A 13,111-nucleotide genomic window follows, 5' to 3' on the forward strand; every position below is an offset into this window, starting at 1 on the left:
CCCTTTCAAAAATCGTCTTCAAGCCGGGCATACATGTAATGATCCTCCCAGACCCCATTGATGTAGAGCAGTTTCCGATGAAGCCCTTCTTGGCTGTAGCCGGCTTTCTCCAGCACACGGATCGATGCGATATTGCGAGGTGAAACGTAGGCTTCCACACGATGGAGTCCTGCTGTTTCAAATGCAAATTCGGTAATGAGATGCAGTGCTTCGGAGCCGATTCCCTGCCCTGCAGCTGCATGATCGATGGAATAGCCGACAAAGCCGCTGGAGAACGGCAGCCGTTTGATGCTGTACAGTGATATCTGCCCGACGATCCGGCTCGTTTCACTGTCGAAGATACCGAAGTTGTATTCTCGCCGGTCACGCATCTGATACAGGGATTCACGGATTTTTTCACGCTGCATGCCGACAGTGTAATAGCTCGCATCGTGACGCGGTTCAAAAACCGTCCAATACTCCCTGTTACGGGATACCAGCTCGGTGAAGACAACAGCATCTTCTTCCGTCAATATACGGAGATAACATCGATTCCCTTCAAGTATGATCACAATCCGATTCACTCCTCACAGCGGCAGTATGCAATAGCCGCTGAACAATTACAAAAATGCCTGCGGTCCTGATGATTATACCATGTTATTCAAATTGACAGCTTTTCCTCATATGTGTACATTTCAAGTGAATTGTTATGAAAACTTCATAAATGCATCCTTACTGCCTGCTGCTTCCTAGTATACTAAAGTCAGGAGGATAGTACATGAAAAAAATGATTTGTTCTTTCGCTTTTCTTTTGCTCACCGGATCGGTTCTTCTTTCGAACACGATTCCGGTCAATGGCCAGACAACAATTGAAATCGCCCATAAACTTCCAGTCCTGCTGCTGCCTGCTGACTATGCACTCCTGATCCGTCCGCTGCTGCTCGTGATTCTCGCCTATTGGATCATAAAGATGCGATCTTCGGATTTCTCCGCACCATTACGGATTGTCCTTTTTTCAATTGCCTGCCTGCTGAATGCAGTCTGGTTCCCTCTTTGGCATTACAGTCACTATGCATGGGCATTTACTGTTACCATCGTACTTCTTATCACATTGTATCTGCTTTACCGGACGTATCCGAAGAAGCGTAATGATCTCGCCGGCCGTGTGCCGATTTCCTTGTTTCTCGCATGGACAATCGTGGACCTTGTCTTGAATGCCAACTATCTTCTTGTCTTCGATGAATGGAGCAGGCTCGGTCTCAGTATTGTATTATGGACAATCCTCAATTTATCGATACTGGCAGCGGTGGCGCTGCATTTCAGCTTTCACCACAGGGATGGAGCGATTACAGCCGTCATTCTCTGGGTTTTCCTCGGCATTATCGTGAATGTCTGGATGGATGAGCTTTTCATCACTCTTTCTGCATTATTCCTGATGGCGCTCATGGTCTTCGGGTATTGGATTCTTTCGCCTTCAACCGTGCAATCGAAATCTGAGGAAACCCTGTTCTAGCATATGCCGGGACAGGGTTTTCCCGTACCCGCTGAATTCCATGTAGGTTTTGCGGGAGGAATGGCTATACTGATGAACAAACCGTTTCTCTGAAAGGAGCCTCCTGCCATGACATCCGCTAAAGCGCTTTCGTCTCTCAGCTACTTCAGCATCTTTTTCGCCCCCCTTCTCGTTCCGCTCATCGTCTGGTTTGCTGTGGAGGACCGGGACGTCAAGCACCATTCCAAACGGGCCTTCATTTCCCATCTGATTCCCGCATTTCTGATCGCTGCCGCTTCCGTATTTTCGTTTTTCCGCCTGCTTACGATGAAGACCCGTACTGAACAGCTACTGACCGATCCGGGTGCAGCCGGGATGCTGGAATCCTACAGTTACATGGGCGCCGCCCCGCTGCTCATCATGCTCGCTTACGGCTTCCTGTTCCTGATCGTCCTGATCTGGAACATCGTCCAGGGCATTAAAGTGTTCAAACTGTAGAAGAAACAGCCTGTTCGAAGTGCGGCAGAAACTTGTGGTATAGTAAGGAAGACAACCGACGTACAGAAAGAAGGATTTAACATGATTGCAAAGACAGAAGAGGAAATTGCAGGTCTGCGTACAATCGGACGGATCGTAGCGGAAATCCGCGAAGAGATGAAAGCCGCCACCAAGCCCGGCATGACAACGAAGGAGCTGGATGAGCTCGGCGGCAGGCTGTTCGCAGAAAAAGGAGCTGTGTCCGCCCCTATCGACCAATATGACTTCCCTGGCTATACGTGCCTCAGTGTCAATCACGAAGTGGCGCATGGTATCCCGGGGAAACGTGTACTGAAGGATGGGGATCTCGTCAACATCGATGTCTCCGGTTCTTATGGCGGATATTTTGCGGATACTGGAATTTCATTTGTCATCGGGACTGCCGATGACGCGAAACAGCGGCTTTGCGATACAGCAAAACGCGCATTCGACCGTGCGATGACAAAAGTGAAAGCGGGATCCCGCCTGAATCAGATCGGAAAAGCGGTGGAACGGGAAGCGAAGGACAACGGTCTGAAAGTCATCAAGAACCTCACCGGCCATGGGATCGGCACGTCACTTCACGAAGAGCCGCAGCATGTGCTCAATTATTTTGATCCATGGGAGCCGACGATCATGAAAGAAGGCATGGTTCTGGCCGTGGAGCCATTCATCTCCCAGAAAGCTGAGCATATTATCGAAGAAGGCGACGGCTGGACGTTCATCACTCCTGATAAGTCCCTTGTCGCGCAGATCGAGCATACGATCATCGTCACGAAAGACAAGCCGATCATCCTGACGGAAATCTGAAAAAAGGTCCTGCCCGGAACACTCCGGGCAGGACCTTTTTTGTTAGTTTTTCTTTTTCGGCATCGTGCGGGCTGAAGTGCCGACCGTCTTGGAATTGCCCTCGATCAGTTTTCCGCCGTGCCACACTTTCTGCACGGGCTTGTAGCCTTTTGAAAGTTTCCGGTAATCCCGTTCCTCCGCATAGGACAGCAGCGTCAGTACTTCTCCGTCCGCTCCCGCCCTGCCAGTCCGTCCGGAACGATGGACATACTGCTCGATCGTGTGCGGGACGTTGACATGGATGACATGCGTCAATCCTTCGATATCGAGTCCGCGTGCCGCGAGGTCGGTGGCGATGAGGATACGGATCTCCCCCTTCCGGAACTTATCGAGCGTCTCCTGCCGCTCGAACTTCGTCATATCCGAATAGAGCACGCCGACGGGAGCGCCCTCGTATTGGAGTTTCATCTCTTTCATGCGCAGCTGGTCGACATTATTCAGGAATGCGAGTCCCCGCATGCCTTCCACGTGTGACAATCCCCGCAGGAGATCCGTTTTGTTCCTTACATCCGTCTTCACATACGAATGGATGACTTCCCCGGAGGCAGGCATCTCTTCGGCCGTCACTTTCAGCCGGATCGGGTCTTTCATGAAACGTGACGCCACGTCCTCAATCTCTTCCGTGATTGTCGCGGAGACGACAGCGACCTGCCGTCCTTCATGTGACGCCTCGATGATCCCTTTTACCATGACCCGGTTTTCGCGTGACAGCAGCTGGTCGCCCTCATCCAATATGATATGGCGGACTTCCGTCATCTTGAGCTTTTTGTTCTTGATGAGTTCCGCCAGCCGGCCTGGGGTCCCGACAACGATGGTCGGTTTCTTCTTCAGCTTCTCGATCTGACGCTGCATGTTGGCGCCGCCGATCAGCTGGGTGACCGTTACCTGTGTACCTGCCACCCATTCACGGATAACATTGACGATCTGCATCGATAATTCCTGTGAAGGCGCGATGATCAGTGCCTGCGTCTGCTTTCTGCTGCCGTCTGTCAAATTCAGCAGCGGCAGTACGTACGCAAGCGTCTTTCCCGACCCTGTCGGTGATTCTGCGACAACATCACGTCCGGCCAGCATCTCCGGAATCATCTGTTCCTGGATGGGCATTGCGTTCTCGAATTTCCATTTTTCCTGAACCGTACGTTCAAATCCTTCTAAAAAGGACATAGCCATCCCCTCTTTCACTCTCTTCCTTCCAGTTTACCATAACTGGAGGTCCGCTTGTTAGTCACTTCTAGACAATTGAGGGTGTCTGCCTTGCCTGTGTCAGCTGTTCGAATGCATAGGCATAGCCGATCAGGTCCGGTTCCGAGAATGCTTCCCCTGTGAACGTCAGCCCGAATGGCTCGCCTTCCGCAGTTACACCAGACGGGACCGTGACGGACGGATAGCCTGCAGCCGCTTCAAAGCTGCAACCGTGATCCTGAGGGAATACGAGCACGTCCACCCCGTTTTCCTCCATCGCTTTCCCGAGAGCGACATTCTCAGCGAGATGGCGGTTCCGGATGAGTGCTTCAATATATGCAGGTTCCGTCAATCTGCCACTCCGATTGTTGATGTCCTTCAGCAGCTCCTGGCCATAAGCGAGGGTATCCGCCGGATGTTCTTCGTTGTAACGGATGATGTCATCGACTGAGCGGATCGGGTTTACTGCAGGGGTCCTGCCGAGATACGCGTTCAGCGCGGCCTTGCACTCGTGCAGCAGTACGTCATACCATAAGTCATCTTCCTTCGTCCCTAAGTCGATCGTTCTGATAATCGCACCTGCCTGCTCCAGTACAGCCAGCGCCGACTCGAACAGCCCCATCCGTTCATCGGACACTTCGCGTGCGAAGATCGATCGGGCGACACCGACCCTGACGCCTGCCAGCGAATCCTTGGACAGGAAGCCAAGCCAATCGTCAGCCGCCCGGAATGGGCAGGTCGCTGTGACTGGGTCTTCCGGATCCTCTCCGAGCAACGCCTGGAATACGATAGCCGCATCTGAAACTGTTCTCGCCATCGGACCAGGCGTATCCTGCGATACCGACAGCGGAATGATGCCCCGCCTGCTGATGGCGCCGACGGTCGGTTTCAATCCGACAATCCCGTTCTGTGCAGCCGGATGGATGATCGACCCTGTCGTCTCCGTCCCCATGCATGCGGCTGCCAGACTTGCTGACGCGGCCACAGCGGAGCCCGAGCTTGAACCGCCGACTTCGAAGGGACCGTAAGGGTTTTTGACTTGCCCTCCGCGGGAACTGTAGCCGTTCGGCATATCCTCGGACAGGAAATTCGCCCATTCCGTCATATTCGTCTTTCCGAGAAGGACTGCTCCCGCTTCGCGCAGTTTTGCAGCCAGGAACGAATCGCGCGGCGCATAATAATCCGCAAGCGCCAGGCTGCCCGCGCTTGTATGCATCGCGTCTCCGGTATCCATGTTGTCTTTCAAAAGGATCGGGATCCCGTGCAGCATGGAACGTCTGCCTGTCTGCTGCCGCTCCCCGTCGAGCATCTGTGCAATCTGCAGTGCGTGCGGGTTCACTTCGAGAACAGCGTCCGTCTCCTGTCCGACAGTTGCTATCCGGTCCAAATAGAACAGGACCAATTGTTCGGCGGTCAGTCTGCCGTCCTCCATCGCCTGCTGCAGCGTCAAAATATCGGTATCGATCACCCAGCGGAACTTGTCCCGTATCGATGTACTGCTGTTCATGACATCTCCCCGTTTCCGTGTTTTTCCCTGATAACAAAACCGGCTAAGGGAAAAGTCCTTAACCGGCTGTCAGCATTACACTTGCTTATAATATTCTTTCATGAGTGAGTAGAATGGAAGTTCATACAATTGCTTTCCGTCGATTTTAAAGATACCGCGATCCACCAGGCGCTGTATGACATCCTCGCGCTTCATATCCATTTTGGTTTCTTCGATTTTCATCATCTTGCTTGTTCCTCCTTGTTCTCGGACCCATCTATCTATTCCTTTTCCAAAGGGGTCGTAAACCTTACAGCAGGGCATTTCGACAAAGAAAAATAAAGAAGCCGGAGAGGCAGAAAACCTTTTGTCTCAGCGATTTCTCAAAGGTGCACCACAACGGATGACTGTCGTTTCGGACAGAACACGGAGTGCGTCGATGAATCGGCTGCCGAGCGCCAGTTCCTCCTTCACGATCGACAGCTCGGTGCATCCGAGAATGATCCGGTCGCACTGCTGTGCTTCCATAGCGGCGGTGATTTCGTTCCAGACCGCTTCATCTGCAGGCTGTCCCGCTTTCACCTGATCATAGATGACACGCATCACCAGCTGCTGGGTGCTGTCATCGGGCACTACAGGTGTCAGTCCGGCCTGTCTGCAGGCATCCTGGTAGACGCCGGCCCGGATCGTACCTGTCGTCGCCAGAATCCCGACACGCACCGCCCCTTCCGCCGCCGCCCGATCCGCCGTCTCCCTCACCATATGGATAAGCGGAATGCCGATGGCCTGCTGGATATCTCTGTAGAATGTATGGGCCGTATTGCAGGGAATTGCAATGACATCAGCGCCGAGCGCCTCGAGCTTCTTCGCGTCTTCCACGAGCCGGGGCACAGGGTCCTCCTTCGTATCGTCCAGAATGAACGCCGTACGATCGGGAATTGCGGTGTCATTCAGGATGATCATGTTGATGTGTTCCTGATCGGTCTTTGCATCGGTCAGCCTGACAACCATATTGCCGTAATACATCGTAGCCAGCGGACCGACACCGCCGATGATTCCTAATGTTTTCATATGTCATCTAACTTTCTGTACGGATTTTTCATATTTGATGAATGCTCTTCTTATAGGAACGAACGGATATCCGTTAAGTTCCGCCAGCAGGGGCCGGCAATTGAAAAAGAGCTGCCGGAGCAGCCCCTGTTCAATTGCGTTTCAGTTTTTTCTTCAGCTGCTGCACCTTCGGCACGACTTTCACGAACATGCTGTACAGGAACGGCTTGTAGACGTGATCGATTTCGCCGATATATGTTGTCACACTTTCCTCTTCATTATTGAAGAAACTCTTCTTGAATGAGTAGAGGCCGTCTTTTTCCGAATCCGTGCTGAAAATACCGCCTAAATCGTATGAAACCGCTCCTTCATCGAGTCCCCACTTCATCATTTCGAAGTTCATAAGATGATTCGGGTTCATGTTGCGTTTGACGTTCGTGCTGCCGGCATAAAGATAATACATTTTACCGTTATAATTGATGGTGACAGCGCCGGCCAACTTGTCCCCTTCGTGCGTCATCAAATAGACGCGGAGACCTTCGAAGTTATCGCGGAGCTTGACGAAGTATTCATACGACCGTGTCGTGATATGGTTCCGCTCCGCCATCGTCTTGTAAATGTCGTAGAACGCAGTGAGATAATCATCGGTCCGTGCCCAGGATGTCTCGACCCCTTTTTTCGCAGCACTGCGGATCAGGTTGCGTGTTTTTTTCCGGAAGCCCGCTATCAGTGTCTCCTCGTCCTTCCCGTCGAGCTGGACGATCATGTTCATGCGCGGCTGGATGAGATCATCCTTTCCAGCTTCCGAGTTGTGCACGGTGTAGCCGGCATCCCGGTAGATCCGGTCAAGCCGGTCATCGTATGCCGCTTCGGGATCCATCTTCAAAGCGAACGCTTTGTGCTTTTTCGCCAGCGGCTCAGCTTCTTTGATGAGCGCGGCCACTTTCTTTTCATCGTAAACATCACAGACAGGTCCGCGCGGTGCATAGAGCAGCGAATAACCGCCCGGTACGCGCTTGATGAGCAGGGACATTGCCGCGACAATCTCACCCTCTTCTTCCAGATATACTTGTTCATTGCCCCAATCGTCTTTAACGTGCGACCAGTTCAGGTCCTGTGTCAAAGCCCGATGAGGAGAGGACCGGATGAACGCATTGTAGCGTCCGACATCGGCCGCATTGTTTTTATCCAAAATTGGCACTGAATTGACACTCCTTAGCTGCAGTACACCTGCCGAGGACAGATGCGGCTGTACAATTGCCGTTAGTCTTTGTGTTTAAAATACTGATCGAACCGCTTGTAGTAGCTGCGGTAATAGTTGCGGAGTTTCAGCGTGCGCATCAGGTTCTTGTCCTGCTCGTAATACAGCGTGGACGCCGTCTTCCCTTCGCGGATAAGCCGTTTCACCTGACTTTTGAGCTGATCGTCCATCGTGTACTTGACGAGCAGTTTAAGCGGCACCGCATGCCAGAGAACTTCGTTGCGGCCGTATTCCACGGGGTTGTCCCGATGATAGACACGGTCTTCCACCAAATACTTTGCCATGTTGTAGCCGTTCGCTGTGACGAAGAAACTGCTGCGTCCCTGACGGATGTTAAGTTCGAAGATTTTATATTTGCCGTCCCGGCGGTCGTACTTCAAGTCGATATTCGCATAGCCGGTGAACCCGATCGCTTCAAGGAACGTTTTGTACTGGTCGTACAATGCCTGGTTCTCCTCGCCGACGATGCCGACGTAGTTGCCGATCAAAACCGGCGTGTAGTCTTCCAAGATCACATGTCCAAGGCACATCATCCGCACTTTGCCGTTGCGGTCGCAATACGCATTCAGCACGCGCATGACCGTATCATCGCCGGGAATGTAATCCTGGATAATCAGTTTCCCATCGTAAGACGAGCCGTAGATCTTCTCAATCGCATCGACATACTCCTCTTTTGTATGGAGGACGTACGCCTTTTTTTTCCCTTCGAACTGCGCGATGAAATAACGCATGCTGTCCGAAGGCTTGACGACAACCGGAAAGTCGAATGGAAGAGGAGCATGGGGATCCATGCCCTTTTCAAACATGACCGTGTCCGGGTAATCCAAGTTGTATTTCTCGGCCATGTCGTAGAAGTTTTCTTTGAAGATAATGTCATCCATCATCTGTTCATCCACAAACGGCAATATGTAATAAGGTTCCAGCTCACTGCGGCTGCGGACCGCAAGCTCGACGTAGTTTTCATTGCTGGCAATCAATAGAAGTTTTTCCGTACGTTCCAGCAGATCATCTTTCAGCTGCAGAAGGCTCTTGACGAACACGGCAGGCTCGTCGAAGTCTGCAAAGATCCGTTTGTCGACGATCTTACTGTGCATCGTCGACAGCAGTTCGCCTTTCGTCGCCACGATGCTGACAATCCCATACTGTTCATGGAAAGCGCGTGCCATGCCGTATGCGTTGTCATCAGACCCGAGTATGACGGGCAGAAAATCCGTTTTTTCCATGAGGCTCCTCCATTCCGGGACAGCAAAACAGCGCAGGGGCGCGTGTTCAATCACTGTCCGTACCTGTCACAAGTTTAGCCTACCCCCTATTGCAAGTCAAGAAACGGAGGCGGCCTTATACAGACGGAAAAAAGCCGCTCCGGTTCCCCGGAACGGCCAGTCATTACTCGTTTTCGAGATCGACGTTATGGTAGACCTGCTGCACATCTTCCAGATCTTCGATGGCATCGATCATCTTTTCAAACTGCTCGGCAGCTTCCGGATCCAGCTGGACATCATTCTGCGCGATCATCATCAGTTCCGCTACGGTGAACTCAGTGATGCCCTCTGCTTTGAACGCTTCCTGCACATCGTGGAATGCGGATGGGTCCGCGTAGACGAGCACTTGTCCGTCCTCTTCCGAAATATCATTGACGTCGACGTCATGCTCCATCATCAGCTCCAGTACGTCATCCGCTGTTTTGCCTTCGACACCGAATACCGCCGTATGGTCGAACATGTATGCGACCGAGCCGCTGACTCCCATGTTGCCGCCGTTTTTGCCGAACGCTGCACGCACTTCGGAGGCTGTCCGGTTAACGTTGTTTGTCAGTGCATCGACAATGACCATGGAGCCGTTCGGTCCGAAGCCTTCATAGCGGAGTTCGTCGTAATTCTCGTCGCCTCCGCCTTTTGCTTTCTCAATTGCCCGCTCGATGATCGTTTTCGGAACGCTGTACGTCTTCGCACGCTCCAGAACGATCTTCAGCGCCTGGTTCGATTCCGGATCCGGTTCCCCCTGTTTCGCTGCTACATATATTTCACGGCCGAATTTTGCGTAAATCCGGCTGGTGTTCGCATCTTTTGACGCCTTCTTTTCTTTGATGTTGTTCCACTTACGGCCCATTGTGACCACTCGCTTTCTGTTTGCAGAATCAGTTGTAATTTCCTTACTCCTCAGTATATCATGACTGAATTCAATGGGAAAAGGAAAAACCGCCCGAAGAACCGAGTTGCAGGTTCACCGAAAGTATGGCAAAGTGGTAGTTGGATAGACTAATTTCATCACTGACAATATGTAGGGGTACCGGACAACCGGTTGAGATGCAGATTCTGCAGACCCTTTGAACCTGATCTGGGTAACGCCAGCGGAGGGAACATATTCATTGCATAATGATTATGTGACGCGCACTCCTGCTGTATGGGAGTGCGCGTTTTCTTGTTGCAGTGTGAACCAACAGGAGGGAAACGGATTGAAACGATTGACAGGCATCCTGCTTCCCGCCATGCTTCTGCTCGGCGCATGCGGAAGCGGAAGCGGCGGTGAAAACGCCGAGGATACAGGCAGTAGTAAGGACTCCGTGAAAAATGTCCGCTTTGCGCTCGATTGGACGCCGAACACGAACCACACGGGAATCTATGTTGCTCAGGAAAAAGGCTATTTCAAGGATGAAGGGCTGAACGTGGAAATCATCATGCCGGGCGAGGCGGGAGCTGACCAGCTCGTCGCATCAGGAAAAGCAGAATTCGGAATAGGTGCACAGGAAGCGCTGACCGAGGCGCGCGCAGCGGATATCCCGATCGTCTCGATCGCCGCGCTTATCCAGCACAACACATCGGGCTTCGCTTCCCTGAAAGAAGAAGGAATTGAATCCCCGAAAGACTTCGAAGGCAAAAACTATGGCGGCTGGGGCGCACCTGTTGAACAGGCTGTCGTCAAATCACTCATGGAGCAGGATGGCGGCGACGTCAGCAAAGTGAATTTCATCAACATGGGGTCTTCCGACTTTTTCACGGCAATCCGGCGGGATGTGGATCTGGCCTGGGTGTATTACGGCTGGACAGGAGTCGAAGCCGAGATGCGGGGCATGGAACTCAACATGCAGTACTTGAAGGATTATTCCGATAAGCTCGATTATTACACACCGGTCCTGACGACTGGCGAAAAGCTGATCAACAAGGATCCGGACACCGTCAGGGCATTCACAGCCGCCACAGTGAAAGGTTATGAGTTCGCGATTGAAAATCCCGAGGAAGCTGCGGAAATTCTGGCGAATGCCGTACCTGACCTGGACCCGGAACTCGTGAAGAAAAGCCAGCAGTGGCTCTCTCCGAAATATCAGGATGACGCCCCGCGTTTCGGCGAGCAAAAGCTTGAAACCTGGACAAACTATGCGGACTGGATGAAAGAAAACGGGCTGCTTGACGGGGAATTCATTCCCGAAGACGCATTCACAAACGACTTTTTACCGAATTGAGGAGGAACCCGAAATGGCTAACGCACTTGTCAGCATTCAAATCATCCCGAAGACACCGAACGGAGAGGATGTCATCCCGTACGTGGATGCCGCGATCGAAGTGATCGACAGCTCCGGAGTCCCTTACCGGGTTGCGCCGCTCGAGACGACGATGGAAGGTGAACTCACTGAACTCCTCGGAATCATCGAGAAGATGAACACCAGGATGACGGAGCTAGGTGCCGTAAGTGTCATTTCCCAAGTGAAGATCTATATGAACCCTGAAGGCGCGTCCATGGGCAGGCTGACGGAGAAGTACGATTGAGCACGTTATGGAAAAAAGGATGGCGGCCCGCTGCGGTCCTCATCCTTTTGCTCTTTCTGTGGGAAGCTGCTGTCCGGCTGTTCAGCGTTCCCGCCTGGCTTCTCCCCAGACCGTCAGGGATTGTGGCAGAAGCTGTGACTGGTTCGGCACTTTATTTACCGCACATCGTATCGACGATCACCTTGTCCGCCGCCGGCTATTTCGCGGGGCTTACAGTCGGCATCGGCACAGCTGTCGTCCTGTTCCGTGCGCCGGCGCTGCAGCAGGCGTTCTACCCGCTGCTCATCCTCTCGCAGAACATCCCGGTGATCGTCCTGGCACCGCTTCTGGTCATCTGGTTCGGCTTCGGCATCCTGCCGAAAGTGATCGTCATTACACTCGTCTGTTTCTTTCCGGTTACGATCGCCGCACTGGATGGGTTCCGCCAGACGGACCGCGATATGCTTCACTATCTGAAGATGATCGGTGCCTCGGACCGGCAGATTTTCTGGAAACTGCAATGGCCGCATGCGCTTCCTTCCCTATTCTCGGGACTGAAGATTGCTGCAACCTACAGTGTCATGGGCGCTGTCATTTCGGAATGGCTCGGCGCAAGCAAGGGCATCGGTGTCTATATGACCCTTGCCTCTTCATCGTTCAAGACGGACCGGGTATTTGTCGCGATTGTTCTGATCATGGTGCTGAGCCTTCTCTATTTCGGGCTCATATCCATGGTTGAAAAAGCCGTGCTCCGTACACGCGGCAAAGGAGGGACTGCAGATGGCGCAGCTTGAACTGCATAACATAGCGAAGTCGTACGGAACGAACCATGTCCTTGATGCAATTTCGCTGACTGTCGGTGATGGTGAATTCGTCTCAGTCCTCGGTCCGTCGGGGAGCGGAAAAAGTACGATCTTCCAGCTGATCGGCGGCTTGTATCCGCCCGACAGCGGCACGATATCCCTCGATGGAACGGTAGTGAACGGATCGAGAGGCCATATCAGCTACATGCCCCAGAGCCCCGCGCTGTTCCCGTGGCGCACCGTACTGCAGAATGTGCAGCTCAGTGCGGAAATCGCAGGCACTGCACAGGATACGGAGAAGACGCTCGGCCTGATACAGAGCGCCGGTCTTGCAGGCTATGAGCATGCGTACCCCGGTGAATTATCGGGCGGCATGAAGCAGCGTGTGTCGTTCATCCGGAGTCTGAATGCGCCGCAGCCGATCATCTGCCTCGACGAACCGTTTTCGGCGCTCGATGAATTCACACGCCTTGAAATGCAGCAGTGGCTGCTGTCCATCTGGGAAGCGAACCGGAAGTCGATCCTGTTCATCACCCATGATATCGACGAAGCCCTGTTCCTTTCCGACCGGATTCTCGTGCTGTCGAACAAACCCGCAGTGGTGAAACGGGATCTGACTGTACCGTTCGCACGGCCGCGATCCGAGGAGCTGCTGCTCAGTGAAGAGTTCCTCCAGCTGAAACGCGATATCTACGATGATCTCCGAAAAGAAATACATTCCAGCAACTGACAGGTTTACCCTGCTTCCGC

General features: G+C 52.8%; 15 protein-coding genes and 1 riboswitch. Of the genes, 7 read left to right on the plus strand and 8 right to left on the minus strand.

The genetic code is table 11. The features are described 5' to 3' along the window. Nucleotides 1-5: 5 nt before the first annotated feature. Entirely contained in the window at nt 6-551 is a 546-nt protein-coding gene (locus BN1190_RS04715; protein ID WP_179860750.1) for a GNAT family N-acetyltransferase, read from the minus strand. Nucleotides 552-757: 206 nt separating this feature from the next. Here BN1190_RS04715 and BN1190_RS04720 point away from each other — a divergent pair, with 206 nt between their 5' ends. The 3 genes from BN1190_RS04720 to map all read left to right on the plus strand — a co-directional run bounded on the left by BN1190_RS04720 (nt 758) and on the right by map (nt 2,797). Continuing rightward, nucleotides 758-1,492, plus strand: a complete 735-nt coding sequence (locus tag BN1190_RS04720) for a tryptophan-rich sensory protein (protein ID WP_052461686.1) — start codon at nt 758-760, stop codon at nt 1,490-1,492. Nucleotides 1,493-1,600: 108 nt separating this feature from the next. After that, entirely contained in the window at nt 1,601-1,969 is a 369-nt protein-coding gene (locus BN1190_RS04725; RefSeq protein WP_040285849.1) for a DUF4870 domain-containing protein, read from the plus strand. 81 nt (nt 1,970-2,050) lie between these two features. Continuing rightward, nucleotides 2,051-2,797, plus strand: coding sequence for a type I methionyl aminopeptidase (map, locus tag BN1190_RS04730; protein ID WP_040285850.1), 747 nt, complete (start codon nt 2,051-2,053; stop codon nt 2,795-2,797). A 42-nt stretch (nt 2,798-2,839) separates the two neighbouring features. Here the strand turns inward: map and BN1190_RS04735 are convergent, their stop codons facing one another. From BN1190_RS04735 to BN1190_RS04765, 7 genes are all read right to left on the minus strand, one after another. Continuing rightward, nucleotides 2,840-4,000: a DEAD/DEAH box helicase gene (locus BN1190_RS04735; RefSeq protein ID WP_040285851.1), complete on the minus strand. Its 1,161-nt coding sequence runs from the start codon at nt 3,998-4,000 to the stop codon at nt 2,840-2,842. A 67-nt stretch (nt 4,001-4,067) separates the two neighbouring features. Then, the gene (locus BN1190_RS04740) at nt 4,068-5,525 is read right to left on the minus strand and encodes an amidase family protein (RefSeq protein WP_052461687.1); all 1,458 of its coding nucleotides are present in this window, start codon (nt 5,523-5,525) and stop codon (nt 4,068-4,070) included. Nucleotides 5,526-5,600: 75 nt separating this feature from the next. After that, nucleotides 5,601-5,750, minus strand: a complete 150-nt coding sequence (locus BN1190_RS04745; RefSeq protein WP_082023266.1) for a Fur-regulated basic protein FbpA — start codon at nt 5,748-5,750, stop codon at nt 5,601-5,603. 126 nt (nt 5,751-5,876) lie between these two features. Next, nucleotides 5,877-6,575 (minus strand): aspartate/glutamate racemase family protein, encoded by a 699-nt coding sequence (locus tag BN1190_RS04750; RefSeq protein WP_040285852.1) that lies wholly within the window; start codon nt 6,573-6,575, stop codon nt 5,877-5,879. Between the two features lie 130 nt (nt 6,576-6,705). Then, on the minus strand, nt 6,706-7,755 hold the full coding sequence (locus tag BN1190_RS04755; protein ID WP_052461688.1) for a lipid II:glycine glycyltransferase FemX: 1,050 nt from the start codon (nt 7,753-7,755) through the stop codon (nt 6,706-6,708). Nucleotides 7,756-7,817: 62 nt separating this feature from the next. Next, on the minus strand, nt 7,818-9,038 hold the full coding sequence (locus BN1190_RS04760; RefSeq protein ID WP_040285853.1) for a hypothetical protein: 1,221 nt from the start codon (nt 9,036-9,038) through the stop codon (nt 7,818-7,820). A gap of 163 nt (nt 9,039-9,201) precedes the next feature. After that, nucleotides 9,202-9,924: a YebC/PmpR family DNA-binding transcriptional regulator gene (locus BN1190_RS04765; protein WP_040285854.1), complete on the minus strand. Its 723-nt coding sequence runs from the start codon at nt 9,922-9,924 to the stop codon at nt 9,202-9,204. 163 nt (nt 9,925-10,087) lie between these two features. Further along, nucleotides 10,088-10,191, plus strand: a riboswitch (TPP riboswitch). A 79-nt stretch (nt 10,192-10,270) separates the two neighbouring features. On the opposite strand from BN1190_RS04765, the gene BN1190_RS04770 reads away from it, so the two are divergent. From BN1190_RS04770 to BN1190_RS04785, 4 genes are read left to right on the plus strand one after another with little or no spacing between them, the layout of a single operon-like run. Beyond that, a complete protein-coding gene (locus tag BN1190_RS04770; RefSeq protein ID WP_244898672.1) occupies nt 10,271-11,275 on the plus strand; it encodes an ABC transporter substrate-binding protein in 1,005 nt (334 codons plus the stop codon). Between the two features lie 13 nt (nt 11,276-11,288). Then, nucleotides 11,289-11,579, plus strand: coding sequence for a thiamine-binding protein (locus BN1190_RS04775; protein WP_040285855.1), 291 nt, complete (start codon nt 11,289-11,291; stop codon nt 11,577-11,579). Next, complete coding sequence (locus BN1190_RS04780) at nt 11,576-12,352, plus strand: ABC transporter permease (protein ID WP_040285856.1); 777 nt, start codon at nt 11,576-11,578, stop codon at nt 12,350-12,352. Before BN1190_RS04775 ends, BN1190_RS04780 begins: the two co-directional genes overlap by 4 nt. After that, nucleotides 12,339-13,091: an ABC transporter ATP-binding protein gene (locus BN1190_RS04785; protein ID WP_040285857.1), complete on the plus strand. Its 753-nt coding sequence runs from the start codon at nt 12,339-12,341 to the stop codon at nt 13,089-13,091. The genes BN1190_RS04780 and BN1190_RS04785 overlap by 14 nt, the downstream gene beginning before the upstream one ends. Nucleotides 13,092-13,111: the final 20 nt, after the last annotated feature.

Source organism: Sporosarcina koreensis, from assembly GCF_000826145.2.
Taxonomy (GTDB): domain Bacteria; phylum Bacillota; class Bacilli; order Bacillales_A; family Planococcaceae; genus Sporosarcina; species Sporosarcina trichiuri.

Coding starts and splice junctions, on each gene's coding strand:
- BN1190_RS04720 (WP_052461686.1), top strand. CDS start 758: ATGAAAAAAATGATTTGTTCTTTCGCTTTTCTTTTGCTCACCGGATCG.
- BN1190_RS04725 (WP_040285849.1), top strand. CDS start 1,601: ATGACATCCGCTAAAGCGCTTTCGTCTCTCAGCTACTTCAGCATCTTT.
- map (WP_040285850.1), top strand. CDS start 2,051: ATGATTGCAAAGACAGAAGAGGAAATTGCAGGTCTGCGTACAATCGGA.
- BN1190_RS04735 (WP_040285851.1), bottom strand. CDS start 4,000: ATGTCCTTTTTAGAAGGATTTGAACGTACGGTTCAGGAAAAATGGAAA.
- BN1190_RS04740 (WP_052461687.1), bottom strand. CDS start 5,525: ATGAACAGCAGTACATCGATACGGGACAAGTTCCGCTGGGTGATCGAT.
- BN1190_RS04745 (WP_082023266.1), bottom strand. CDS start 5,750: ATGATGAAAATCGAAGAAACCAAAATGGATATGAAGCGCGAGGATGTC.
- BN1190_RS04750 (WP_040285852.1), bottom strand. CDS start 6,575: ATGAAAACATTAGGAATCATCGGCGGTGTCGGTCCGCTGGCTACGATG.
- BN1190_RS04760 (WP_040285853.1), bottom strand. CDS start 9,038: ATGGAAAAAACGGATTTTCTGCCCGTCATACTCGGGTCTGATGACAAC.
- BN1190_RS04765 (WP_040285854.1), bottom strand. CDS start 9,924: ATGGGCCGTAAGTGGAACAACATCAAAGAAAAGAAGGCGTCAAAAGAT.
- BN1190_RS04775 (WP_040285855.1), top strand. CDS start 11,289: ATGGCTAACGCACTTGTCAGCATTCAAATCATCCCGAAGACACCGAAC.
- BN1190_RS04785 (WP_040285857.1), top strand. CDS start 12,339: ATGGCGCAGCTTGAACTGCATAACATAGCGAAGTCGTACGGAACGAAC.